20 protein-coding genes, 1 tRNA gene and 1 other RNA gene are annotated in these 25,904 nt (G+C 59.8%); 11 read left to right on the top strand and 11 right to left on the bottom strand.

Annotated features, from left to right (window positions below):
- Nucleotides 1–223: 223 nt before the first annotated feature.
- On the top strand, nt 224–577 hold the full coding sequence (locus tag ABHR76_RS03595; RefSeq protein WP_346976817.1) for a hypothetical protein: 354 nt from the start codon (nt 224–226) through the stop codon (nt 575–577).
- Complete coding sequence (locus ABHR76_RS03600) at nt 574–1,089, top strand: type II toxin-antitoxin system VapC family toxin (RefSeq protein ID WP_346976818.1); 516 nt, start codon at nt 574–576, stop codon at nt 1,087–1,089. Before ABHR76_RS03595 ends, ABHR76_RS03600 begins: the two co-directional genes overlap by 4 nt.
- A gap of 58 nt (nt 1,090–1,147) precedes the next feature.
- Here ABHR76_RS03600 and ABHR76_RS03605 read toward each other — a convergent pair whose 3' ends face one another.
- Nucleotides 1,148–1,582, bottom strand: a complete 435-nt coding sequence (locus tag ABHR76_RS03605; protein WP_195361384.1) for a hypothetical protein — start codon at nt 1,580–1,582, stop codon at nt 1,148–1,150.
- Between the two features lie 237 nt (nt 1,583–1,819).
- On the opposite strand from ABHR76_RS03605, the gene ssrA reads away from it, so the two are divergent.
- From ssrA to ABHR76_RS03645, 8 genes are all read left to right on the top strand, one after another.
- Nucleotides 1,820–2,183, top strand: a transfer-messenger RNA (tmRNA) gene (gene ssrA / locus ABHR76_RS03610).
- Nucleotides 2,184–2,924: 741 nt separating this feature from the next.
- The gene (locus ABHR76_RS03615; protein WP_346976819.1) at nt 2,925–3,803 is read left to right on the top strand and encodes a patatin-like phospholipase family protein; all 879 of its coding nucleotides are present in this window, start codon (nt 2,925–2,927) and stop codon (nt 3,801–3,803) included.
- 195 nt (nt 3,804–3,998) lie between these two features.
- Nucleotides 3,999–4,442 (top strand): 50S ribosomal protein L13, encoded by a 444-nt coding sequence (gene rplM / locus ABHR76_RS03620; RefSeq protein ID WP_022094635.1) that lies wholly within the window; start codon nt 3,999–4,001, stop codon nt 4,440–4,442.
- 2 nt (nt 4,443–4,444) lie between these two features.
- Nucleotides 4,445–4,840 (top strand): 30S ribosomal protein S9, encoded by a 396-nt coding sequence (rpsI, locus tag ABHR76_RS03625; RefSeq protein WP_022094634.1) that lies wholly within the window; start codon nt 4,445–4,447, stop codon nt 4,838–4,840.
- Between the two features lie 123 nt (nt 4,841–4,963).
- A complete protein-coding gene (gene glmM, locus ABHR76_RS03630; protein WP_117862485.1) occupies nt 4,964–6,301 on the top strand; it encodes a phosphoglucosamine mutase in 1,338 nt (445 codons plus the stop codon).
- Nucleotides 6,302–6,372: 71 nt separating this feature from the next.
- The gene (locus ABHR76_RS03635) at nt 6,373–6,870 is read left to right on the top strand and encodes a PTS sugar transporter subunit IIA (RefSeq protein ID WP_022094632.1); all 498 of its coding nucleotides are present in this window, start codon (nt 6,373–6,375) and stop codon (nt 6,868–6,870) included.
- 271 nt (nt 6,871–7,141) lie between these two features.
- On the top strand, nt 7,142–7,870 hold the full coding sequence (gene nagB / locus ABHR76_RS03640; protein WP_195233705.1) for a glucosamine-6-phosphate deaminase: 729 nt from the start codon (nt 7,142–7,144) through the stop codon (nt 7,868–7,870).
- 449 nt (nt 7,871–8,319) lie between these two features.
- A complete protein-coding gene (locus ABHR76_RS03645) occupies nt 8,320–11,319 on the top strand; it encodes an AfsR/SARP family transcriptional regulator (protein WP_346976820.1) in 3,000 nt (999 codons plus the stop codon).
- 69 nt (nt 11,320–11,388) lie between these two features.
- On the opposite strand, the gene ABHR76_RS03650 is transcribed toward ABHR76_RS03645, so the two are convergent.
- From ABHR76_RS03650 to ABHR76_RS03685, 8 genes are all read right to left on the bottom strand, one after another.
- Nucleotides 11,389–11,688, bottom strand: a complete 300-nt coding sequence (locus ABHR76_RS03650; protein ID WP_006234690.1) for a YhbY family RNA-binding protein — start codon at nt 11,686–11,688, stop codon at nt 11,389–11,391.
- Nucleotides 11,689–11,846: 158 nt separating this feature from the next.
- A complete protein-coding gene (locus ABHR76_RS03655; RefSeq protein WP_271730334.1) occupies nt 11,847–12,677 on the bottom strand; it encodes a methyltransferase domain-containing protein in 831 nt (276 codons plus the stop codon).
- Nucleotides 12,678–13,052: 375 nt separating this feature from the next.
- Nucleotides 13,053–14,417 (bottom strand): PFL family protein, encoded by a 1,365-nt coding sequence (locus tag ABHR76_RS03660; protein WP_346976821.1) that lies wholly within the window; start codon nt 14,415–14,417, stop codon nt 13,053–13,055.
- Between the two features lie 108 nt (nt 14,418–14,525).
- Complete coding sequence (locus tag ABHR76_RS03665; RefSeq protein WP_346976822.1) at nt 14,526–17,093, bottom strand: homocysteine S-methyltransferase family protein; 2,568 nt, start codon at nt 17,091–17,093, stop codon at nt 14,526–14,528.
- A complete protein-coding gene (locus ABHR76_RS03670; protein ID WP_346976823.1) occupies nt 17,083–18,096 on the bottom strand; it encodes a DUF4928 family protein in 1,014 nt (337 codons plus the stop codon). The genes ABHR76_RS03665 and ABHR76_RS03670 overlap by 11 nt, the downstream gene beginning before the upstream one ends.
- Entirely contained in the window at nt 18,059–19,219 is a 1,161-nt protein-coding gene (locus tag ABHR76_RS03675) for a DNA cytosine methyltransferase (protein WP_055309940.1), read from the bottom strand. The genes ABHR76_RS03670 and ABHR76_RS03675 overlap by 38 nt, the downstream gene beginning before the upstream one ends.
- Nucleotides 19,220–19,328: 109 nt before the next feature.
- Nucleotides 19,329–20,120 (bottom strand): hypothetical protein, encoded by a 792-nt coding sequence (locus ABHR76_RS03680; protein WP_346976824.1) that lies wholly within the window; start codon nt 20,118–20,120, stop codon nt 19,329–19,331.
- Nucleotides 20,120–20,992 carry a methylenetetrahydrofolate reductase gene (locus ABHR76_RS03685; RefSeq protein ID WP_138111646.1) on the bottom strand — a complete coding sequence of 291 codons (873 nt, stop codon included), beginning with the start codon at nt 20,990–20,992 and terminating at the stop codon, nt 20,120–20,122. Before ABHR76_RS03685 ends, ABHR76_RS03680 begins: the two co-directional genes overlap by 1 nt.
- Nucleotides 20,993–21,418: 426 nt before the next feature.
- On the opposite strand from ABHR76_RS03685, the gene ABHR76_RS03690 reads away from it, so the two are divergent.
- Nucleotides 21,419–23,506 carry a glutamine synthetase III family protein gene (locus tag ABHR76_RS03690; RefSeq protein ID WP_138111648.1) on the top strand — a complete coding sequence of 696 codons (2,088 nt, stop codon included), beginning with the start codon at nt 21,419–21,421 and terminating at the stop codon, nt 23,504–23,506.
- Between the two features lie 634 nt (nt 23,507–24,140).
- Here ABHR76_RS03690 and ABHR76_RS03695 read toward each other — a convergent pair.
- Nucleotides 24,141–24,217, bottom strand: a tRNA-Glu gene (locus tag ABHR76_RS03695).
- Between the two features lie 100 nt (nt 24,218–24,317).
- A partial coding sequence (locus ABHR76_RS03700) for a MurT ligase domain-containing protein (RefSeq protein WP_346976825.1) occupies nt 24,318–25,904 on the bottom strand: 1,587 nt, incomplete at its 5' end.

Genomic DNA, 25,904 nt, shown 5'->3' on the forward strand with positions numbered 1-25,904 from the left:
CTCCGCAGACGTCGTCACTGCTGCACAACGGCTCGACGATTGCCTACAGCCTGGGCAACGCGAAGGCTTACCTGCGCTAGCAGACGTGTTCGCGCACGTTATCTGGCCTGCGCCCAGACGGCATCGGTGTCGTCCGGGCGCAGGCCTTTTGCATTTGACCATTTGTTAGCTTCTCGATATAGTGTTGCTAGCATGGCTAGCAATTGAAGGGAGCGGGATCGACGTGGGTGCTGTTAGCGGCATGGCGCAGGTGAACGTTCGCGTGGATCGCCAGGTCAAGAACCGTGCCGAGGAGGCGCTGCGGCTTTCGGGCGGGTCGCTGCCCGAGCTCATCAAAAAGGTGGTGGCCAAGGTCGCGCAGGGTGGCGGGCAGTGCGAGGAAGTGCTTGCGGCCGTCGACGACCGGCAGCAGGCCGTCGCGCCCGATACTCCGTTCGCCGCGTCGTGGGCAGTGGCAGACCGGCTTTATGCAGATATGGGCATCGCTGCGTCGCCTGTATCCGACGATCGCGATTGGGACACAATCTATTCCGAAGCCATGGACGAGCGCTATCGCCAAAAGGGGATGATCCTGTGAGCGGGGCTCCCCTCAAAATAATGGTGGATGCCAACGTATGGGTCGATTCGTTTTGCGCCGACCATGCCGAGTCGCTTGCCGCACGCGCGTTTATTGGGCAGGCGACGGAGGCGGGGGCATTGCTGTTCTTTCCGGTGCATATCGCCAAGGACGTGCTGTACGTTGTCCAACACGAACTGAAGCGCAGCGTTCTTGCCAGCGGGGGAGCGCTCGACGAGGCATCTGCCCGTGCAATTGGCGATGCGACGTTGGCGTTTGTTCGGAACATGACCGAAAACGCCACGGCCGTGGGCGCTGATGCATCCGATCTGTGGCTAGCCGACAAATATCTGACGCTCCATCGCGATTACGAGGACAACTTGGTACTCGCCGCATGCAAACGCGCCCAGGTTGATTACTTGGTAACTAACGATCGCAAGCTGCTCGAACATGCCGATCTTGCAGCAAAGACCCCGCGCCAAATGATGCCAATTCTGGCTTTGACCGAACGTGGCGGCGCGGCTATCGGTTGACGCGAAATGTTTGCGGGCCTCTTGGACGACGATGCGCCAAGGGGCCCGCGTCTGCTATTTACAAAAGCTCGGCCTTAATGGCGGGACTTTCTGCGAGCTGCTCGGCTGCCTTTTCGTCGGAGCTGTCGAGTGCTGCCAGGCTGCGGTAGACCCACTCGTTGACCTGGGTGTTTTTGACGCCTGCGGTCTGCATAAGGGCGCCTACCTCGCGGATTGCTGCGAGCAGATCGGCTTTGGGACCCGCGAGCTCGACCTCGACGCCGTGGTAGGCGGTCACGCCGCGGTTTTCGCTCACGTGGTCGATAAAGCCCTCGACGGTCTCAAGCTGCTGGGCGAGAGCTGCATCATCGTCAGCGTCCAGCGCAACAAGGGCGTTCGAAACCGTGAGGGCGGGATGTCCGCAGGGGACAAAGCCTTCGATGACATCCATAGCTTCGGTAATGGTTGAGCCCAGGCCTGCGAGGGCATTGACAAGTTGCTGCTTGGTATCCATAACGGTCCTTTCGACGGGTCAATTTTGCTTGGCGAAAATATACGTGACGCGATCGGTAGCAAAAGTGCGAAGTGCGGCGCACATTGGGGTCTTCACAGCTCGTGCATAGAACAGCTGTCCGCTTTCAGAACGTGGTAAGATAACACTCCACAAGCGGGGCTCGCCCTGCATGTTCCTTGAAAAGTCGACGGGTGTTGGGCGCTCGTGCCCAATGCCATCCAGACTTTCCCAACATTCGGGGGCGACTGGTTTCGACACGATAGCTCTGAGAGAGGAAGCAAGCCGAGGTCTCCTCGCCTCGTTAAACAGGGGTACCGTCAAATTGAATTGACAACAACTCTTCTTTTGAGCCTATGGCTCTCGCTGCTTAGTTTATAGCGGCGCGTCAACCCGGTGATTTCCCCGACACCGGCGCGACGTCATGTTAGGGGAATGCTCCCGCGCACGTAATCGGTATGGCGCGGGCTAAGACCGAACCGGTTGGGATGCCGCGAGCGTGTCGCTGCGCGCAAAGCGTCCGAGACTAAACCAGCGACTGAGCTTGGAGATGCCAATCAGGGGGCTTTCGTGGACCGGAGTTCGATTCTCCGCGCCTCCACCATAAGCAACAGGCAGGTAGATATTCGTATCTACCTGCCTTTTTATTTCTAGTCCGTACCGCGGAGAATCGAACTCTGTGCAGGGCGCGGGCGTTAAGCAAACGCGGAGCGTTTGTAGTGAGCGGGCGAGGGCGCCGGCAGGCGGCCGAAGCCGGTGCGTATTTGCGAAGCAAATACGCGGATTCTCCGCGCAAACTTCCGACTCAAAACGGATGCGATATTTATCGAATCTCAGCCGGCCATGCGCCGCATCAACGGATCCCCCCCGTACCGCGGAGAATCGAACTCTGTGCAGGGCGCGAGCGTAAAGAAAACGCCTCAGTGACGCAGAGTGGGACGTGCTTTCCCAATGGCGGCCCAGGCGGAAAGCCCATCCCGGAATCCGCGCTCAGACTGGGATGTAGTTTCCGGATGATGCCTCAAGCGGAAACTGCGACCCGGAATCGAGCCGTAGAGTGGGATATGCTTTCCCAATGGCAGCTCAAGCGGAAAGTACATCCCGGAATCCTCGTTCGGAATGGGATGCAGTTTCCAAATGAATGGCTAGCGGAAAGTACGTCCCGGAATCCGCGCTCAGAACGGGACGCGCTTTCCCAGCGGCGGTCCAAGTGGAAAGCGCATCCCGGAATCCCGCCTCAAACTGGGGCACACTTTCCGCTTCACCTGCCGCCTCGAAAAACCTGCGCGCTCGCCATCCCAAAACTGGGTAGAAGAAAGCCAAAACGCAATCGCAGGAGGTCAACATGACTGCAGAAGATAAGGCAAAGAACGCTGGCAAGGTCGCGCTCGTTTTGGAGGGCGGCAGCTTCCGCGGGCAATTTACCGCAGGCGTGCTCGACGTCCTCATGGAGGCTGGCGTCGAGATTCCGGCGGTATATGGCGTATCGGCCGGCGCCCTCAACGGCGTGAACTACAAGTCGCACCAGATCGGCCGTGCCAACCGCATCAACCTGGCTTTCTGCAATGACAATCGCTTCATGGGCGCCGCATCGTTTGCGTCCACGGGTTCCATCGTGGGTTACGACTTTATCTTCAACGATGTCCAGGACCGCCTGGATCCCTTTGACAACGAGACGTTCGACGCGAGCCCCATCGAGATGTACGCCGTCGCGACGGACATGCTCTTTGGAACCGCCACGTACCTCCCGGTTAAAAGCGCAGTGCTCGACCTCGACGCCGTGCGTGCCTCGACCTCGCTGCCGCTGGTGACGCCGCCGGTCGAGATTGACGGGCACAAATACGTCGACGGCGGCGTAGCCGATTCGATCCCCATCGAGCACGTGCTGGAGGAGGCGGGCTTCGACCGCGCGGTTGTCATTGTCACGCAGGACCGCTCGTATGAGAAAAAGCCCTACGAGTTTTTGCCGGCCGCGCGTGCGCGTTATGCCGACTACCCCTATCTGCTCGAGGCTATCGAGACGCGCCACGACCGTTACAACATCCAGCGCATGCACCTGTGGAAGTATGAGCGCGAGGGCCGCGCGTTGGTCGTCGCTCCGCAAAAGCCGGTCGAGGTCGGCCATGTCGAGCACGATTCGGCAAAGCTTTTGGACCTGTATATCCAGGGCCGTCAGGAGGCAAAGCGCCTGCTCGCGGAAATCCAAGAGTTCGTTGAGCGTTAGCGATAGCGAACCCTCAAAAAAATGACAACAGCTAAAGAGCTGGAAAAATCACGGCTCGTGGATGACATGTGCAGAAACTCTGGTCGGAGCCAAAATACCTGTTGACTCGTACGGCGAGCGGGGTAATATGGACGGGTTACTTGCAGAGCCCCGTGAATCTCTGTAACAACACGTACTGTACATGGAGGAGTCTAAGTGATTTCGAAATCGACTCACTACGCCAAGCAGGGCGAGGTCCAGCGCAACTGGGTTCTCGTCGACGCCGATGGTGCTGTCCTGGGCCGTCTTGCCACCCAGATCGCAATGATCCTGCGCGGTAAGAACAAGCCCCAGTTCACGCCCAACAGCGACTGCGGCGACTTCGTTGTCGTCATCAACGCCGATAAGGTCCAGCTTACCGGTAACAAGGCCGACACGAAGACCTATTATCGCCACAGCGGCTACAACGGCGGCCTCAAGGCTGAGAGCTTCCGCCAGGCTATGGAGAAGCACCCGGAGAAGGTCATCGAGCGCGCCGTTCGCGGTATGCTGCCCAAGACCACCCTCGGCCGTGCCCAGATGACCAAGCTTAAGGTCTACGCTGGTGCCGAGCATCCGCATGCTGCCCAGAACCCCACGAAGATTGAGCTGGAGGCTTAAAGATGGCTGAGAACACCGTTGTCTACCAGGGTACCGGCCGTCGTAAGAACGCCGTCGCCCGCGTCCGTCTCGTCCCCGGCACCGGCAAGGTGACCATCAACAAGCGTGACGCCGAGCAGTATTTCGGCCGTCATCAGCTCGTTGAGAACGCCCTTGCTCCCTTCAAGGTGACCGACACCGCCGGTCAGTTCGACGTTATCGCTCTGTGCGATGGCGGCGGCATCTCCGGTCAGTCCGGCGCTCTGCGTCTGGGCATCGCTCGCGCTCTTCTGAACGCTGGCGACTACCGTGCTGACCTCAAGAAGGCCGGTTTCCTTACGCGCGATGCTCGCGTGGTCGAGCGCAAGAAGTACGGCCTCAAGAAGGCCCGCCGCGCTCCCCAGTTCTCCAAGCGCTAAGGTTTTATCTCCTTACGAGATACAATGTACAAGCGGGGCCTGCCGATTGCTCGGCGGGTCCCGCTTTTCTTTTTCGACTAGGGTGGGCGACTGCGTTTTGCCCACTTGGGAAGGAGCGATCCTATGCCCCAGAACATCTTCGGCACCGATGGCGTCCGTGGTGTCGCCAACGCCGACCTCTCGTGCGACCTCGCATTTCGCCTGGGCCGCGCGGCGACCAAGTTCCTTGGCCCGGATATCTGCATCGGCCGCGATACGCGTCTTTCGGGCACCATGCTCGAGAGTGCTCTGACCGCCGGCATTATGGCCGAGGGCGGCCGCCCGCACTGCTGCGGCGTTATCCCTACGCCGGCCGTGGCGTTGCTCACCGTTCAAAACGAGCTTGACGGCGGTATCGTCATCTCCGCTTCGCACAATCCGCCGGAGTTCAACGGCATCAAGTTCTTTAGCCGCAAGGGCATGAAGCTTCCCGATGCTGTCGAGGAAGAGATCAGCGCCTGGGTCATGTCCGAGGAGGCCATGGCTGCCGACACGCTGCCGACCGGCGCCGGTGTGGGTCACATCATCAAGATGAAGGACGCCCGCAAGGCCTATGTCGATCATGCCATCAGCACGCTCGACGGCCTTAAGCTCGACGGACTGGTTGTTGCCGTCGACTGTGGCCACGGCGCTTCCTGCCAGACTACGCCCGCCGCGCTGCAGCGCCTGGGTGCCACGGTCCATGCCATCAACACCGATTATTGCGGCACCGACATCAATGTCGAGTGCGGCTCCACTCACCTTGAGCCCCTGCGCGAGCTCGTGCTGCGCACCCACGCCGATATCGGTCTGGCCCACGACGGCGACGCCGACCGCGTGCTGTTCGTGGACAGCGAGGGCAACGAGATCGACGGTGACTACATCTTGGCTATCTGCGGTTCTGACCTTGCCGCTCGTGGCAAGCTCGCCAACTCCGAGATCGTCTCGACCGTCATGTGCAACCTGGGCTTCTCCATCGCTATGAAGGAGCAGGGCTTCGAGATGGTTCAGACCGCCGTGGGCGACCGCTACGTTCTGGAGCGCATGCTCGCGGACGGTGCCGTCATCGGCGGCGAACAGTCCGGCCACATCATCTTCCTGGAGCACAACACCACCGGCGACGGCTTGGTGACGGCCCTGCAGCTTCTGGCCGTGCTCAAGCGCACCGGCCGCACCCTCACCGATCTTGCCGGCATCATGAAGAAGTATCCGCAGGTACTCGTCAACGTGCATTCCGACAACAAGGCTGGTCTGGACGATTGCCAGCCCATCTGGGATGCCGTTGCTGCTGCCGAGAAGGAGCTTGACGGCCGCGGCCGCATTCTGGTGCGTCCGAGCGGTACCGAGCCGCTGGTCCGCGTGATGGCCGAGGCCGAGACGCACGAGCTAACCCAGCGCGTTGTCGACGACATCGTCGAGGTTGTCAAGCGCGAACTTCCCTAATGGTCAAAAACCGTTGCCAAGTGGTAAACTGTTAAGGTTATTTTGATTGATTGGTATGTCCGAGGGGGAGCATGTTCACTAAAGTCCTAAGGTCTTTTGGTATGCGTGGTCGAGTCCTTACGCTGGATGCTCCCATCTCGGGCGACGTTATTCCGCTTTCCGAGGTAAATGACCAGACGTTTGCCACCGGCCTTTTGGGCCAGGGCGTGGCGATTCAGCCCACCGGGACGCGTGTGATTGCACCGGCTGATGCCAAGGTCGAGGCCATTTTTCCCACGGGACACGCCGTAGCGCTTAACACGGTCGATGGCTTGGACGTGCTCATCCACGTTGGTTTGGACACTGTTCAGCTCGAGGGCAAACACTTTACCGTACATGCGCAAGTGGGTGACATCGTCCATAAGGGCGATGTGCTCATTGAGTTCGATCGCGAGGCAATTGCCGCCGAGGGTTACGATGTGACGGTTCCCATCTTGGTGTGCAACTCCGTTGAGTTCTCGAGTATCAAGGGCTCCGTTGGCGTGCATGTCGAAGAGATGGACCAGCTCATCGTTGCTCGCGAGCGCTAGCAAGTGCACGTGGCCATTAGCCTACAATTCAAACACGTTTACGGAGGGCGCCCTTGAAAGAGGACGCCCTCCGTGGCAAGATGGGATTTGTCCGAAGCTAAACAGCTTTGGGTCACCGTGGACGGGCAGGGGCCTCGACGCGGCTAGACACGAGACACATACATTACGCGACCTCGCCCTGGTGGCCGCACACGTTGGTTGCGGCCGACGCGGGCCGCGGGCAAGTGCTTGTAAGGGAGCCTTGCCTCTCTTGTACGAGAAAGGACGCGTAATGAAGATCATTAAAGCTAAAGACTACGAGGATATGAGCCGCAAGGCCGCCAATATTATCTCGGCGCAGGTTATCCTCAAGCCCGACTGTGTGCTGGGCCTTGCCACCGGCTCCACCCCGATCGGTGCCTACAAGCAGCTCGCTGCTTGGTACAAGAAGGGCGACGTCGACTTTGCCGAGGTCAGCACCTACAACCTGGACGAGTATCGCGGCCTTTCGCACGACGATCCCCAGAGCTATCACTACTTCATGCGTGAGAACTTCTTCGATCACATCAACATCGACCTGAACAACACGCATGTGCCCGACGGTTCCAACCCAGACGCCGCCGCTGCCTGCTCTGAGTACGACAAGATCGTCGCCGCCGCCGGTTACCCGGATCTGCAGCTGCTCGGCATCGGCAACAACGGCCACATCGGCTTCAACGAGCCCGATGACCACTTCTCCAAGGGTACGCACTGCGTCGACCTCACCGAGAGCACCATTCAGGCCAACAGCCGCCTGTTCGACAGCATCGACGATGTTCCCCGTCAGGCCTACACCATGGGTACCCAGACCATCATGTATGCCCGCATGATCCTGGTCGTCGCCAACGGCGAGGCCAAGGCTCAGGCCGTGCATGACATGTGCTATGGCCCGGTTACGCCCGAGTGCCCGGCTTCGATCCTGCAGCTGCACACCAACTGCGTTGTCGTTGCCGACGAGGCCGCCCTTTCGCTCTGCGAGTAACGCGACCAAGCGATCTGACATAGCTTTTCAAAAGGCCCTCGCTTTGCGGGGGCCTTTTTAGTGGACATGGGCCGTGGTGCATGCATGACGGTAACCTTGCCGCGTGCTTGACTGGTGGGTTCTAAATTATGCGATTCATTCTATAGCAGATTCTATGCACATTTGCCACTATAGAGTCGTAGGCGGTAGCGAGGAGTAGGCGAGTTGCGCAACTCAAATAAAAACAGCCGACTGCGCTACACTGCAAATGGGATGGGACATGCTGGCAAGCGCATTGACCTGCGCAAAGACCTATTGGTCGGGGGATAAGTTACCATCGGGCCTCGCTGTACAAAAACTTGCCGCTTGCGTACCAAAAGACAACCTAAAACACAAGGTCGCTCTATTCATAGCGCGGCTTGTATGGTCTTGCGGCTACAGTGTCCATACGGTCGAGTTGAGGAGCGGGCATGGTAAACGATTTGAGCGGTATAGACGACCTCGAGCTGATGCCGCTGGGCGGAGGCTATATGGTGCGACGCGAACGCTTGATGAATGAGCTTATCGCCAAGGGCCGAAAGGCCGGAATCGTGGTTCTTTATGCGCCCGACGGGTTTGGGAAGACCTCGGTGCTGCTGCAGTACACCCATGAGGTTAAATGCGACCCGACGCGAGGCCCCGTGCGGATTATCGAGGCCGATCGCGCCATTGGGCGCGAGGTGTTTATGCAGCTCGAGGTGGTTACCGAAGAACTCAAAGACAAACCGCACTCCCTTATCGCGATTGATAATGTACCAAACCTCGATCAGCACGATACCGAAGACCTCATCGACAGGATTCGCGGCCTGCGCGCTATGGGGGTAGGGGTCTTTATTTCCTGCCGTCCTTCAAATCGTCAGCTGATTCATGGGCTGGGCGATTCGGTTAAGATCAATGCGCAGATGCTTAAGGTGCATGCCCATGAGTATTCGGCGTGGGCATCGGCGTTTTCGATCAGCACATCGCTCGACTTTTATCAGCTCACGCAGGGCGTGCCCGAGCTCGTTTCGGCATTGCAGACGGGTCTGTATGGCCAAGGTGACGTAGCCGGTCTGCTCGAAAACGAGATTGTCAACGTATATGGCGCGGCACTTGCCGATCTGGCTTCGCTCGACAATAATGCGCTGTTTTGCGTGGCATGTCTCATGGTTTTGATGGGCGAGGGCAATATCGCAGAACTCGAGGCTTGCGGGGTGAGGCTGTCGATGGTCGACCAGTCCTATTTTGTACGCGACTACCCGATCTTTGGCTTGGATCCAGCCGAGCGGAGTTTTACGTGTCTGGGCACGGAGGATAACGGACGCTTGCGCTTGCGTAAGTTGGTGGCCGAGGTTCGCCCCGAACTTGTTCCGAGGGCGGCCCGGATTTTGCTTAAGGCGGGCCGATGCGATGCGGCGATGGGCCTGGCGGACGCCTTTTTGGACCGTGAGGCGGTCCTTGAACTTGCTGGGCAGTATGGGGTCGATCTTGCTCTGACGGGGCACGGGGCCGATATCTGCCGAGCGGCGCTGGGCACGATCGATGCCGACGATCCGGCTCCAGAGCCAACACCTGCCGAGGCGCTTGGCGTATATCTGGCAGCGGTCAGCGTGTCCAATACAAAGCTCGCTCGCTATATGGCATCGGTCGTCGAACGCGGGGGCGAACGGGCGGCCTGCGAAATAGACCCTGTTTCATGGAGGGTGGCCCAGACACTGACGGCTGTTTGCTATGGGGACAACGGGCTTGGGCTTCCTACGAACCTGGCCGTGCCAGAAATAGAGACGTCCCATACCGCACTCGATATGTTGTCTGCGCATATCGAGGTCAAACGCTGTCTGACCGAGCGGGGAAATGACGGCGGCGTTCTACAACAGCTCAAAACGAGCAAGGCCTACGACTGCGAGCTCGACATCGCGGGGATTGTTATACGGGCCGATAGCATGCTGGTGGAGCTCTTTGACGGGTCGTTTGCGGGAACCGACGAGCGCGACGACGAGATGACGGTGGTGCGGGAGGCGCTCGACGTACGTGGGCTTAAGGCGATGGCTATCTGGGTGCGCATGGTGTTGGCGGCACGGCGGCTCCTTTCCGGCTTGCCGGCAACCGACGATGCGGCGTTCAACGAGCTCGATCGTTTTGCCGTCCGCATGCGTGACAACCAGATTCAGCTGTTTGGCCTGTTGCTAGAAGGCTGGCAGTCGCTGGCAGAGGGACGGCCGGTTAATGCGAAGTTCCGTGCGGTCCAAGTGCTCAAACTTGCCGAGGAGTCGATTGCGTACATGCGCGATAACGCATTGCTGCTGGAGCGCGTGGCATATCTGCGTAACACCTCGATGGTTTCGGTGCGCGAGGAAGCGGAGCTACTCGATATAAGCCAGACGCAGGTTGGTGGCGCAGAAGCCTGGATGGTGGCGCTGCATTTGGCTTGCGCGGGGCGAGATAGCGATCTTGCGGCCTGGATGTCCATGAATCGTGCGGGGATTCTAGAGCCATCGTATCGGCTCTTTGCGCGCCTTGCCATGCATTGTCTGGGCGAGCCGGCGGGCAGGATACGCAAGAAGCTTCCCGTGCGCGAGCTGTCGCGGTACTCGCTGCGCGACGATTTGGAAGGAGAGGGCGAGCGCCTGTTCCAGGCCGGCGAGGTTGAAGCCGTTGATACCATCGACCATATCGAGATTCGCATGTTTGGTGCGTTTCGCGCCGAGCGCGATGGGTTTCCCATCACGGACAAAATGTGGCGTCGCAAGAAGGCGGCGACGCTTGCCGAGCGGCTTGCGCTGGGCATGGATGCGCTCGTCGATCGTGAGACGCTGGCCATGGAGCTGTGGCCCCATGCCGAGTTTAATAGCGCCCGCAACAACCTGTACTCGACGATATCGCGCTTGCGGTCGGCTTTGGGACCGACGCCGGATGGCAAGTCGTGCGTGCTCATCCAAAATGAATGCATTGGGCTCAACGGCGACTACGTCAAGACCGATGTACGGCTGTTTGACCAGATAAGCCGCGAGGTTTTGGGAAATCGCACGGGTGCGCGCGGGCCCCATTTAGTTGAGCTGTGCCTTAAGATTGAGCAGCTTTATGCCGGACCGCTGTATGTTCCCAATGGCTGTAATCCCACCTACTTTTTGCGCATGCGGCGCATTATGCAGTCAAAGTACATCGATTGCATGATTAAGGGAGCAAATGCCGCTCTAGAAGAAAACGATCTGCAGTCGGCGATTTGGCTGGCGGAGTCGGGGCTTCGACAGGAAACGGCGCGTGAGGATATGGTGCGCTGTGCTATGCGCGTCTACAGTGCGGCGGGGCGGCGGCGCGATATCGTCGAGCTGTACAGCGGGCATATGCACCATCTGAGGGAGCAGGTCAATGGCGTGCCCGAGCCCGAGACGCGGCGCCTATACGAGCGCTTGGTGGAGGGGCGGCTCAATCGCGTGCTGGTCGAGCGATAAAAAACGGGCGCCCGAAGTACTTGGGCACCCGTAAGCTTGCTATGTGTTGGATCGCCGGATCATTGGCTCTTAGACGAGCTTGATCTTCTCGATGTCCTTGCGTGAGGACTCGCGATACAGTGAGAACTTGCGGCCGATGACCTGGACGACCTCGGCGTGGCAACGCTCGGCGAGCTCCTCGGCGGCCTCGCGGGCGGAAAGGCTGGAGCCGTCCAGCACAGAGCACTTAACGAGCTCGTGCTTCTCCAGGTAGGCGACCGTCTGCTCGACGGTGCCCTCGTTGACATCGGACTTGCCGATGATGATGGCGGGGTTGAGGTGATGGGCCATGCTGCGAAGCTGCTTGACCTGGGCTCCTGTCAGTGCCATGGGTTCTCGCTTTCTATGTATGGGGCGCCCCGCGACGGGGCCTTAATCTACGTGAGCTGTCCCACGATAGCGCAGGAACGGCGCGGTGTGGAGCGCGTTTGCCCAGTTCAAAAAGAATGCGGATGCCGAGTGAGTGGGCAGTGCGGGCTGCGAACAGGCTATGAGCTGGGCGCAGAGACCGGCTCCCATGCAATAAACGCCCAACGGACCTTGCGGACGTGGTCGAGCATGTAGCGTCCCTGCGGTACGCCCTTGGAGCCCGGCTCGCCGGCACGGGGATTCTCAATCATGTGTTGAGCGATGTAGTCGCGCAGACGGTCGACCTTATCCTCGTTGCCATGCTCAAGCATGCGGGAAAAATCTGCTACGCCCGCTTCAAGGTTATCGAAGGTATCGCGACGAGGCGATTCAAAGTATGTAACCTGCGGCAACGCACCCATCTGAATGAGGATGTTGAAGGCGTACACAAAGCCATTACTGCAGGTAACCGAGGCGCCAATGGCGTTCATCAGGTGCAGATCATAGCGCGGGCTGGAGTTGGCGACCATCGTGACAGCGCAACGCCGACGAGCCGTACGGTCAAGCTTGACAAGTGCGCCTTTTAGGTTGGTCGTGGTGACAGAGCGACTGGCAAAGGCAACATCTACCGCTTTCGCGACCGGTCCAACCAAATCCCAATCATCATCCCAAGCAAGCTCAAGCGGCGTAATAAGATCTTCGAGCCCGTAATACTCAATGCCGGCATCAAGCGTGCCCAACATGGCAGGAGAGAAGTCGGCAGCAATCACGGAATGCCCAGCCTGAGCAAGCGGAATAGCAATCGACCCAGCCCCACACCCCATATCAAGCACCGACTCACCAGGCTTCAACGCCAACAGCTTTATAAAATCCCGAGCATAAGGGGCAGTCTCCAACGGCCGAAAATGCCGAGCCCGCTTATCCCATTCAAAAGAATCATCAGCCCGTCGCCGACCAGCTTGCAGGCGCATCCATTCGCCATTCCAATCCGCAGAAAGCAGCTCAGAGCGAGCATCCCCATCAACCACGGGCCAACCTCCTAGCAGCAAAAAAGCGACTCCTCCCAAAAGAAGAGCCGCAACCAGCATATATCAGAAAAGAACCGTTCCAACGCCAAACCGCCCTCACAACCAAGGCGGGCAGGAGCGAAGCGACTGCCATACGGGATAGAACCCAACTGAGGTCCCGTTGTGCGGGAGCCCCGGGGAGGGCAAATATATAAGGTCGATCGCGAGTTCCGCACGAGCCGGAGAGCACTTAATGTGCTCTCCGTGCGAGTCAGGACTGTCCGAGCAGGCGACCTTATATATTTGCCCTCCCCGGGGCTCCTCGCCCGAACTCCTCAGCTAGTTCTTCAGCGAGTTCAGCGGCGCCGGGAAGCGTCCACCACGGTGGGCAAGCACGGTGCCGGCGTTGGGGTTCACCGGCATGATGGGCGCACGGCCGAACAGGCCGCCGTACTCGACGCAGTCGCCCACGCCCTTGCCAATGGCGGGAATCACGCGGACGGCCGTGGTCTTGTTGTTGATGACGCCGATGGCCATCTCGTCGGCGATGATGCCGGCGATGGTCTCGACCGGGGTGTCGCCGGGGATGGCGATCATGTCCAGGCCGACGGAGCACACACAGGTCATGGCCTCGAGCTTCTCGAGCGAAAGCGCGCCGGCTTCGACGGCGGCGATCATGCCGGCGTCCTCGGACACGGGGATAAAGGCGCCGGAGAGACCGCCCACGCTGGAGCTGGCCATGACGCCGCCCTTCTTGACGGCATCGTTGAGCATGGCGAGCGCGCAGGTCGTGCCCGGGCCACCGCAGGTGCCAACACCGATGATCTCGAGGATGCGTGCGACGGAGTCGCCGATGGCGGGCGTGGGAGCCAGCGACAGGTCGACAATGCCCTTCTCGACACCCAGGCGATGGGCGGCCTCGCGGCTCATGAGCTCGCCGGCACGGGTGATCTTAAAGGCGGTCTGCTTGATCTTCTCGGCGACTTCCATCATCGATGCGGAATCGGGCAGCGTCTCCAGGGCTGCGGCCATAACGCCGGGGCCCGAGACGCCTACGTTGATGACGGCGTCGGCCTCGCCACCGCCGTGGACGGCGCCCGCCATAAACGGGGAGTCCTCGACCATGTTGGCAAAGCAGACAAACTTGGAGGCGCCAACGGAATCCTCATCTGCCGTAAGCTTGGCGGCATCGATGATGGTCTGAGCCGCCATGAGCACGGCATCCATGTTGATGCCGGCGCGCAGGCTGGCGACGTTGACGCTGGAGCAGACGCGGCTCGTGGTGGCGAGCGCCTGGGGGATGGACTGGATGACGCGGCGGTCGGCGTCGCCGATGCCCTTCTGGACGAGTGCGGAGAAGCCGCCCAGGTAATCGATACCGAGCGTCTCTGCCGCGCGGTCGAGGGCATGCGCGATAGGGGTGAGGTCCTCATCCTTGCAGCACGCGGCGATCTGCGCCACCGGGGTGACGGAAACGCGCTTGTTGACGATGGGGATACCGTACTCGCGCTCGAGGTTCTCGGCAGTCTCGACCAAGTGCTCAGCCGTGTGCGTCACGTGGTCGTAGATCTTCGTGCACATGCGGTCGAGGCTCTCGTCGCCGCAACCCATGAGCGAAACACCCATGGTGATGGTCCTGATGTCGAGGTTCTGCTCCTCAACCATGCCGCGGGTTTCCGCGATTTCTGCGGGCGTGATCGCCATCCTTGCACTCCTATCTGCCAAAACGAGCATAGCCTTATCTATTCTAACGTGCCGCACGTGCCAAGTGGCGCGTGCGGCACGTTTTGGTGCTCGGTTGTTTCCGTTGTGTTACTGCCCAAAGACCTCTTCGGCGATGCGCGCGCTTTCGGCGGCATCCTTGGCGTAGTAGTCCGCGCCGATCTGCTTGGCGTATTCGGGGGTGAGCACGGCGCCACCTACGATGATCTTGACGCCCGGAACCTCGGCATGGAGCAACTTGATGGTCTCCTCCATAGCGACGACCGTGGTGGTCATAAGCGCCGAGAGGCCGACGAGCTTAATGTCGCGCTCCCGTACGGTCTTGAGTACCTCTTGCGGGTCGACGTCGCGGCCTAGGTCAAAGACGGTGTAGCCGTAGTTATCGAGCAGCATCTTGACGATGTTCTTACCGATGTCGTGGATATCGCCTTTAACGGTGGCCACGCAGATCTTGCCCTTGTCGGCAATCTCGCCGGCGGGCATCAGGCGCTTGATGGTGTCAAAGCCCACACGCGCGGCCTCGGCCGAGGCCATAAGCTGCGGCAAGAAGAACTTGCCCTGGTCAAAGAGGACGCCAACCTCGTCGAGGGCGGGGATAAAGTGATTGTTGATGAGGTCCATGGCGTCATGGTCTGCCAGCAGACGCTCGGTCTCGGCCGCGATTTCGCCCTTGCGGCCCGAGACGACCATGCGACGAATCGGGTCGTCGTTGCCGTCGGTGCCGGTGGTGCCAGCAGCGGGCGCGGCGTCGGTCGATACCGCCTGAGCCGCCGCCGGATTCGCGGCGATCTTGTACGGATCGGTCCAGCCGGCGTAGCGCTCGATGTATCCGGTCGAGCCCTCGTCCTCAACGCTCAGCACGCGATAGCTGTAGACGGTATCCATAAAGCGCTTGGAGCCCGGGTTCATGATGGGGGCGTCCAGGCCCGCGCCAAAAGCGGCAGCCAAAAAGACCGAGCCCAGCAGCGGGCGGGCAGGCAGACCAAAGCTGATGTTCGACACGCCGAGCGCGCATTTGACGCCCAGACGCTCCTTGCACAGGGACATGGCGCGCAGGATCTGTTCGGCCTGGCGTTGATTGGTCGAGGCGGTCATGACCAGACAGTCGATGAGGATGCGGTCCGGGCCGATACCGTAGCGGGCGGCCTCGGCCACGATGCGCTCGGCGATGGCGAAGCGAGCTTCGGCGGTATCGGGGATGCCGCCTTCATCGAGCGTGAGGCCGACGACGTTGGTGCCGTAATGGGCGACCAGCGGAAAGATCTCATCCATGATTTGCTGTTTGCCATTGACCGAGTTGATGATGGGCTTGCCGGCGTAGCGGCGCACGGCTGCCTCGACGGCTGCGGGGTCGGTGGAGTCGATCTGCAGCGGCAGCAGCGTGGAGCCCTGGAGCTGCTCGGTCGCCTGCTGGATGATCTTGACCTCGTCGATCTCGGGCAGGCCCACGTTGACGTCCAGGATGTCGGCGCCCTGTTCCTGCTGGCTGATGCCCTGGCTCACGACGTAGTCCAGGTCGCCGTCGCGCAGGGCCTGTTGCAGGCGCTTTTTGCCGGTGGGATTGATGCGCTCGCCGATGACGGCGATTTTGTGGCCGTCACAGGGAAGGTCCACGACCGTCTGGGCGCTCGTGGCCGACATGCTGGGCTTGCGGCGGCGCGGGCTGGGCGTGTGGTTGTCGATAAGCGTGCGCAAGGCCGCCATATGCGCCGGCGTGGTTCCGCAGCAGCCGCCCACGACGCTCACGCCGTCCTCGATCATGCCGGCGACGGCCTCGGCGTATTCGGGGGCCTGGATATCAAAGACGGTATTGCCGTCGTCGTCCACGCGGGGCAGTCCCGCGTTAGCCTGCACCATAACGGGCTTGTCGGTAACGGTGAGCATACGTGCGGCGAGCCCTCGGAGCTCGGCCGGGCCCTGGCTGCAGTTGATACCCAAAACGTCGGCGCCGATGGCGTCGAGCGTGATGGCGGCGACCTCGGGGCTCGTTCCCAAGAAGGTGCGACCGTCTTCCTCAAAGGTCATGGTGGCAAAGACGGGCAGGTCGGAGTTCTCGCGGCAGGCGAGGACGGCCGCCTTGATCTCGGCAAGGTCGGTCATGGTCTCGATAATAAAGAGGTCCACGCCCGCGTCGACGCCGGCGCGCACCTCCTCGGCAAAGAGGTCATAGGCCTCGTCGAAGCTCAGGGTGCCCAAGGGGCGAAGCAGCGCGCCGATGGGGCCGATATCGCCGGCGACGTAGCGGGCGCCGGCCTCGCGGGCGCAGGCGACAGCGGCGGCAAAGACATCTGCCACGGTGGCGGCGCCGTCGAGCTTGTGGGCGTTGGCGCCAAAGGTGTTGGCGGTGATCACGTCACAGCCGGCCTCGACGTACTGACGCTGGATATCGGTGATGACCTGAGGCTCCTCAAAGTTGAGCAGCTCGGGCAGGGCGCCGGCCTTCATGCCGGCCGCCTGCAGCATGGTACCCATGCCGCCGTCGAACAGCAGGTGCCCCGTGCCCTCGATGGCGGCGCGCAGGCGATCGTCCTTAATGCGCAGATCGCCGATCGTGCGCGTTTTGTACGCGGCACCGTTGCGGCGTGCGGCATCAACGGGCGCCGCCAGCGCAGCACCGTCAGAATCATGAGTGATAAGTATGTTTGAGCTATTCGCCATGTGCGTCCATTTCGTCTAGAGCCCACTGAGGAATATCTATTTGAAGAGATTTGTCGGGCTCGATATCTTCGATTCGCTTGTTGTAGTGGGCAAGAAGCCGTGCGACATTTAATCGAATTAGGTCTCGCTTGTAGAACGATAATTCTTCAATATTGATGCCGATAAACGATTCGAGCGCGATAACCTGTACGCGATTGCCGAGTCCTTCACTTTCGAACAGTCCGTAAGCGAAGGAAACTTTATCGTGGGGGACAACGACGATGGGCCGAATGCCATTTCGAATGTTATCTCGGCATCGATCGGTCAATTTGGCCATTGGCGATACGGTCACATGAAATGCAGCATCATTGATTTGGAAATCGCCAGAACGGTCTGTCTGCTGGTCGGCGGCGTTTGAGTTGTCCTTTCCGATTTCTATGGTTGGAAATAACATCTCTAGTTTTGCACCTACCAGGTGCTGTGCGACGGTACCCGTTGGCTTATCGGACCGTAGGCTTGCTTCGGCTAGGATATCATCGACAATGACGGAAATTGGTTTTTGAAGATCGATTTCGGCTTTGATTCTCTGCCGGTTAAAGAAATCGACCTGGATTCGCTCGACGAAGAAATTGGCGATTGCATTCGCAGCTTCAAGACGAGTGTCTTCGCAAGTGTCACTGGGTAGGGCAGAGTTGATAATTGCGGCAAGCTCAAGCGCCATTGGGAGTGTGCCGCGTGAGGTTCTGCCGCCCTCTGATGCGAAGGCACGCGTTTCCCCATGTCTGGCTAAAACTGTTTTGATGCATGCTCCACTTAGGCCTCGTACTTGGCTCCCCTTGTCCGATTGCACATAATCGTCGGTGAGCGGAAAACGGTTCTGCAACAGCTCGCTTATGCCTATGCCAACCGCCATGACGTTACGGTTGACATTGCCTCGCTTGCTGCGCTTGGATTCGTACCAGAGCTCAATGGCATCCAAGATGCCTTTATCGGGCTCGCTCAAGGAGCAATTGGTCATTTCCATTATTGTCCACTCCGTTCCTTGAAGACATAAGCGCGGGTTTGACTGCATTTTTTATAAGCCAAGTGACAACTGGTACGGCAACTGCATCGCCGAATGCGTAGCGAATCTGAGCATCAGAGAAGCCGCTAAACTGACATGAGTCAGCACCTTGGAGACGGGCATATTCAGTTCCAGTCATCCAGCGAACTTCTATCTTTCCGTTTTCGCATATAACGACTGCCTGTCTTGATGAGCCGCCGCGAGCCGTTCTTAGACATCCGGCAATTTCTTCTTCACGGATTTCCCAGCGCACAACGCCCGATCGCGTGCGACGGTAAGCAGTGCGAACAATTTTTTCTTTGGCATTTAAGAAGCGCTGAAGGCGCTCTGCTTGATGCGGTGCAAGTGAGTCGATAAATGCTTGTATTTGGTTTTTGTTCCACCAACGCTTGTCGTCCTCGGGAATATTTTCAACAACCATTGCAAGGCCCGTCATACGAAGTGGGCTCGGCTCGTTTAGGTGAGAGACGTGCGTAATGAGTGAAGGGTCGGAGTGAATCCAGGAGACCTTTTCAGGTCGAAGCGAGGAATCGAGTCGGCTGTTGGGAAGAGGGTTTTTTAATCCGACGACAAACATGCGGGGGCGTGACTGGGGAAGCCAATGCCGTGCATCGATAAAATAAGCGTCGCATGAATAGCCTAAACGATTAAATTCCTGGCAAACGAGTCTAAAGTCATCACTGTTATTAGACGTGGCAAGGCCGATGACATTTTCGAGAACAAGTGCCCGCGGGGCACGATCGCTCATTCCTTCGATGGCCTTAATAAAGCCAAAGAACGCACTGGACTCTTTGCCAGAGACAAGTCCCTCCCTGTTTCCCGCGAGAGATAAGTTTGTGCAAGGGCTTGACGCCCATGCGATGTCGGCTTGGGGTATTAGGTCGGGGTCGAGTGTGTGGACATCCTGCTCGACTAGATGCTCATCGCCCCAACACTGGCTGTACATGGCGCATTTAGTATGGTCTATGTCATTTGCCCAGATTGTTTTGATTCCGGCTTTTGCCATGCCGGCACGAGCCAAGCCAATGCCTGAAAAAAACTCAAGCGCGGTTAGTTGTGGCGAGAACTGCAGAATGTTGTGCATGTACTGGCTTTCAGATAGTTGTTATTTGGCATCTTATGGTACTTGTTTGTGAGGACATCCGCTTACATACGGATGAGATTCCCTCGATACCGTGCCATCAATTGACATTTTATTCAGAATGCGAATAGCAGGTGGTGTGGGCGGCGCGGAAGCGGCAGTGCTCACGCATGCGGCAGATATTGCAGGTGGGGCGACTCTGGGCGTCGTGGACTTCGCCGTCAAACAGACCGATCACCGCGGTCACGCTCTTGGTGGGCATGAGCAGGCTGGTGGGGGTGACGGTAAGTCCAATGAGACGCGTGGCGTTGAGTGCATCCACGATCGAGCGCTGGGCAGAGAGCGGGCAGTCGCCATAGCCGGGACTGAAGCGCCAGTTGCCGGCGAGTCCGTGTGCGGCGGCCGCAGCCTTGACCTGCTGGTCCATTTGCTCAACGGCGGCTTCCACGTAAGCGGAGCACGCGGCGTCGAGCACGGCGCCCTCCAGGGGATGTTGGGCTCCCGTGATGCGCAGGCGACGCTCGGCGTCCATGCCGAGGGTGCATGCCATGAGCGCGGCAAAGCGGGCGTCTTTGAGATGACGATAGATATCGCGACCGCGCAGTTCAACGTTGGTGCCGACCAGGCGAATGCAAGGTTCTCCCTGCTCGTCCACACCCGTGGCATCGACGGCAAACACGCGGCGCACGCCACGGGGCTCAATGTCCAATTCCAGACGTTCAACGACAAGCTCAATACGCTGCGACAACTCGGGCTCAATCTGCTGGCCGCCGTAACCCAGATACCGCAGCATCTCGGCACGGTCGACACGGGGATGGTGCGCAGCATCGACACGGTAAAGCGCCGGCGACGCAAGGTCGGCCGGCACTTCGACAAAAGCTGTATCGATGTGCGGTTTTTCCATTACCCCAGGCGCTCCATAATGGTCGCGGCGATCGCAGGACGGTTCATAGTGTACAGGTGCAGGCCGTCGGCGCCGTGCTCCTTGAGGTCGCAAAGTTGGCGGGCGGCATAATCTACACCGGCTGCCTGCAGGCTCTCGGGGTCGTTCTCGTACTTGGCGAGAATCTTGATGACGGGGGAGGGCAGCGACGCGCCGCACATAAAGACCATGCGGCTGATCTGGGACTTGCCCATAAACGGCATGATGCCCGCGGTAATGGGCACGGTGATGCCGACCTTGTCGGCAAGCTCGCGGAAGCGGTAGAAGCACTCGTTATCAAAGAAGAGCTGCGTCACAAAGAAGCTTGCGCCGGCGTCCTGTTTTTGCTTGAGGTGTTCGACCGAGAGGTTGAGATCCTCACAGGCAATGTGGCCCTCGGGGTAGGCTGCGGCGCCCACGCAAAAGCCGGCGTCGACGAGCTCGGGGATGAGGTCGCGGGCGTAGGCGTAGTCGGAGGCGGGCTTGTCGTCCTCGGTCGCGCCGGCAGGGAGATCGCCACGCAGGGCCAGAATGTTTTCAACGCCGGCGGTGCGATACTCGTCGATCTTGGCGGCGATGTCGGCGTGGGTGCGGCCCACGCAGGTGAGGTGTGCCACCGAGGGCGTGTCGAATTCGCTCGAAATCATATGCGCGATGGGGGCGGTGGTGGCACCGTTGCCCGAGCCGCCGGCCGAGCAGGTGACCGAGACAAAGCTCGGCGAAAGCTTGCACAGATTGCCTGCCACTTCGCGAGCCGTGTCGAGGGTGAGCTCGCCCTTGGGCGGGAACATCTCAAACGAAACGGGCGCGGTGCCCTGGGATGCTGCCTGCTTAAAAACCTCGTCGACGCGCATATCGTGCTCCTCTAGATACGTAATAGTGTGATGTGTTGTAAGGATTCTACAGCACCACTGTGTCACGGTGGAGTTTCACTCGTTATTCGGGGATACCAATCAAAGATGCCTTGCTATCGGCTTTCTCTATAACAGAGCGGCTAATCTAGGCACGGACTATAAAGACTGGTATCTGATGCAAAATACCAGTTAATAGAGCTCCATCCCAAATTGACTACCCTTAAACCATGGGGAGAGGTCTGCAATTTATGCAGTTGATTGGCTGTTGAGGGTGGCAACGCCGCCTCGATAGGGTAACCTCATTGATTGGTTTCGCGACAGCAACATAACGGTAATGTCGCGGAAACACGGCGAGTCTAAGCTATGACTCGTTCGTTAGTAATCAACACCGCTTCTCACGCGGTGCCGATACGAAGGGAGTTCCGTATGGCCGAACTTACTGACCGCTTCGGGACCATGGTGTTCTCTGAGGAAGTCATGAAGGACTACCTCCCCAAGGACATTTGGAAGCGCCTTGCTGCAACCCTCGAGGGCGGTGAGCCGCTCGACCTGGATGTGGCCAACGCCGTTGCCCATGCCATGAAGGTCTGGGCCATCTCCAAGGGCGCGACGCACTACGCGCACTGGTTCCAGCCGCTTTCGGGCATTACTTCCGAGAAGCACGACAGCTTCCTGGAGCCCAACCACGACGGCACCGCCATTACCAAGTTTACGGGCAAGAACCTCATCCAGGGCGAGCCCGATGCCTCCAGCTTCCCCAACGGCGGCCTGCGCGCCACCTTCGAGGCCCGTGGCTACACCGCTTGGGATCCCACTAGCCCCGCCTTTATCAAGGACGATGTCCTGTGCATCCCCACGGCTTTCTGCTCCTACACGGGCGAGGCCCTGGACAAGAAGACCCCGCTGCTGCGTTCCATGACCGCGCTCTCGCGTGAGTCTAAGCGCGTTTTGGCGCTGTTCGGTAAGACCCCCAAGAAGGTCGTTCCTTCCGTGGGCGACGAGCAGGAGTACTTCCTGATCAAGAAGGACGCCTACCGCAAGCGCAAGGACCTGGTCATTACCGGCCGCACCCTCTTTGGTGCTGCTCCATGCAAGGGTCAGGAGCTCGAGGAGCACTACTTTGGCGCTATCCGCCCCACCGTCTCGGCCTACATGAAGGACTTGGACGATGAGCTGTGGGCGCTCGGCATTCCCGCCAAGACCAAGCACAACGAGGTTGCTCCCTGCCAGCATGAGCTCGCCCCCGTCTATGGCGAAGTCAACGAGGCCATCGACCAGAACCTGGTCATGATGGAGAAAATGAAGCTCATCGCCTCCCGCCACGACTTGGTTTGCCTGCTGCACGAGAAACCCTTCGAGGGCATCAACGGTTCGGGCAAGCACAACAACTGGTCGCTTGGCACCGAGTCCGAGAATCTGCTCGATCCGGGCGACACCCCGCTCGACAACCTGCAGTTCATCGTCTTCCTCACCGCGGTGATCGAGGCCGTCGATAACTATCAGGAGCTCCTGCGTGCCTCCGTTGCCTCGGCCGGCAACGACCATCGTCTGGGCGCCAACGAGGCTCCTCCGGCGATTATGTCCATCTTCCTGGGCGACCAGCTTACCGAGGTCGTCGAGAAGATCATCGATGGCAAGGCTTCCGTCCATGCCACGCGCGGCGTGCTCGACCTGGGCGCCGATACCCTGCCCAAGCTGATGCAGGACAACACCGACCGCAACCGCACCTCCCCGTTTGCCTTCACCGGCAATAAGTTCGAGTTCCGTGCCTGCGGCTCCGAGCAGAACGTCTCCGACTCCAACCTGGTGCTGGATGCCGCCGTGGCCAAGTCGCTCAAGTCCTTCGCCGACGCGCTTGAGGGTACGCCCGAGGATGAGTTCCAGGACGCTGCGCTCGAGTACTGCAAGAAGGTCCTGACCGACCACCAGCGCATCCTGTTCTCCGGTGACGGCTACTCCGACGAGTGGCCCGTTGAGGCCGAGAAGCGTGGTCTTGCCAACAACAAGACCACGGCCGACGCCCTGCCCGCCTTTGTTTCCGATAAGGCCATTGCGCTCTTTGAGGAGACGGGTGTCCTGACCAAGGCCGAGGCTCAGTGCCGCTACGACTGCAAGCTCGAGAAGTACAACAAGCTCATGAACATCGAGGCCACCACGATGGTTCGCGAGGCGCGTCGTACCTATCGCCCGGTCATTACCGCCTATGCCACCAAGGTCGCTAAGGGCCTTGAGACTATACGTGCCGCCGGTGCTGAGGCCGCCATGCAGTGCGAGCAGAACACGCTCAACAAGCTCTGCAACGGTATCACCACCATCAACGACTCCATCAAGGCGCTCGACGCCGTGCATCAGAAGGCCGAGGGCCTCGATGGTCAGGAGCAGGCCAACGTGTACGCGCACGAGGTCGTTCCCGCTATGGATGCGCTGCGTGCTGCCGTGGACGCAATGGAGGAGATCGTGGCCGCCGACTACTGGCCGGTCCCGACCTACGACGACATCCTGTTCTACGTATAGAGCGTAACTGACATATCGTCACGGTATTGAGCCGGGGTCCGCATCATGCTGGCCCCGGTTTTTGTTTGCGAAGGGCGCTTTGAAGCCCGTTTTGCCGCCGATTCGCCTAGGTATAAAGGGTTGTGGGCAAAAAACGTCAAATATGAGTACTGTCACAAGTCCTGTAGCATTATTTATTTGCAAAATATGCAGTGTTACGCAACATATGTCCAAGTACTTAGCCGATAAACGTCTGCAATTTTTCCGCCGTAGGACCCCTGGCGTCTAAATCGCCTTCTGATGGCATGAAATCGCTGTAACTAAAATGGTAGCAGTACTCATATTTGCCATTTTTTGCCCACGGGCCTTGCGATGATGCCGGGCTCCGCACCCTGCCGGGTTCGAATCCTGGCATATCGGTAGCAAAAAGCCCGCTACCGAATTGGTAACGGGCTTCACATCTCAAATGGTGCCCCCAGCGGGATGTCCGCGTGCGGCTGGCGCCGCCCGCTTTCGCTGCGTCGCTTCGCTCCTTGCGTGCTGCGCTGGAAAACGCTTCGCGTTTCCTCAGCTCCGCACCCTGTCGGGTTCGAATCCCGGCGCATGGGTAGCAAAAAGCCCGCTACCGCGAGGGTAACGGGCTCTTCAATTCAAATGGTGCCCCCAGCGGGATTCGAACCCGCGATATCCACCTTGAAAGGGTGGCGTCCTTGGCCGCTAGACGATGGGGACAGCGGGAAAGAGTATAGCAGACTTTTTTAGCCGTTCACATATCGTTGGCAAACTGAAAAACCACCACAAAGGTGCCTGTCCCCTTTGTGGTGGTGAGGTGCTAGGGGAGGAGCTTCATGGCGGCGTCGTGGGCGGCGTGCTCGTAGGTGTCGTCGAGGGGCTTGAGCGGCAGCAGGGCGGCAGCCTGTGCATCGCCACGGCGCTCGAGGGCATGGGCGATCAACCAGTCGGCGAGCTCGGGGTTCTTGGGCAGCGCCGGGCCATGCAGGTACGTGCCGATGACGCCCTTGTAGATCAGGCCCTCAAAGCCATCGTCGCCGTTGTTGCCGGTGCCCGTGACGACGGACGTTCCGAGCGGCGTGGCATCGGCGTCCAAAAGCGTGCAGCCGCCATGGTTCTCGAATCCCACAAAGGGCTCAGGTGCCAGGTCGGTTTTGACGGCTACGTTGCCGATCAGGCGGTCGGAGCCGCGTACGGTTTCGGCGGCAATGACCCCCAGACCCTCAATGCGATCCTCGCCCATATAGTACGAACGGCCGAGCAGCTGATAGCTGCCACAGATGGCGAGCAGCGAGCCGCCATCCTCAACATAGGATGCGACCTTGTCTTTTTGGGCGAGCAGCTCGTGTGCCACGGCTAGCTGGTCGCGGTCGGAGCCGCCACCCATCATGACGATATCGGCATCGGTGAGATCGAGTGACTCGCCCATACGGACCTCGTCCACGCGAACGGGGATGCCGCGCCAGGCGCAGCGACGCTCGAGGGCGATAACGTTGCCGCCGTCGCCGTAGAGGTTGAGGGCATCGGGGTACAGGTAGACGATGCGCAGCGGGCGCGAAAGCTCGACTGGCGCGATACCGACAGGAAGAGCGCTGCCGTCGGCACGGGCTACGGCGCGCCCAGCAACAGCGTCGGCGGTGGCGCCTTTCAGCCCGTCGAGCTCCTTGACCAGCGGCGGGAAGGCCGTGTAGTTGGCGACGGCGTAGAAGGTGTCATCGGCGGCCTCGTCTGCCACGGCGCCAATTGCCTGCGCGACGTCCGAGATAATCGCGGCATCGATGCCGGCGTACTTGAGGCGCACCTGCATGTCGTGCGCGCGCGTGCCTCCGGCAAAGGCGACAAGACCCGGCGTGTCGGCGATGCGCTCAAAGTCGACGTCGTAGATCCACGATACATCGTGGCCGTCGGCGTCGTTGTCGTTGAGGAAGAAAGCGCAGAGTCTGCCGCCTGCCGTCTTGATGGACTGGATTTGTCGATCGAAGCCTACGGGATTTTTGGCCAGGTTTGCCTCGACGGTACGGCCGGCGATCTCCCAGCGGCCCATGCGTCCGCCGGCGGGGACATAGGCATCGAGCGTGGGCTGCAGATGCGCCGCGTCTACGCCCAGCTCGCGCGCCGCAAAGAAGGCGGCGGCAACGTTGTAGACCATGTACAGGCCGTTGTAGCGCGTGGCGATGTGTACGGCAGCTGCGTCGGACGCAGATCCAAAGACCAGGTCAAAGCCGTAGCCGTCGCAGCCGAGCTCCACGCCCGTCACACGGCGGACCAGTGCGGGGCGTGCCCAACCGCACGAGGGGCAATGGTAGGCGCCGAGTTGACCATACTGCACATAGTCGTACTCCAACGGCGCGTTGCACTGCGAGCAAAAACGCGAGTCGCTAATGCGATCGGACTCGGTGCCCGTGGC

Source organism: Collinsella aerofaciens (assembly GCF_039752985.1).
In the GTDB taxonomy this organism is placed as follows: domain Bacteria; phylum Actinomycetota; class Coriobacteriia; order Coriobacteriales; family Coriobacteriaceae; genus Collinsella; species Collinsella aerofaciens_BT.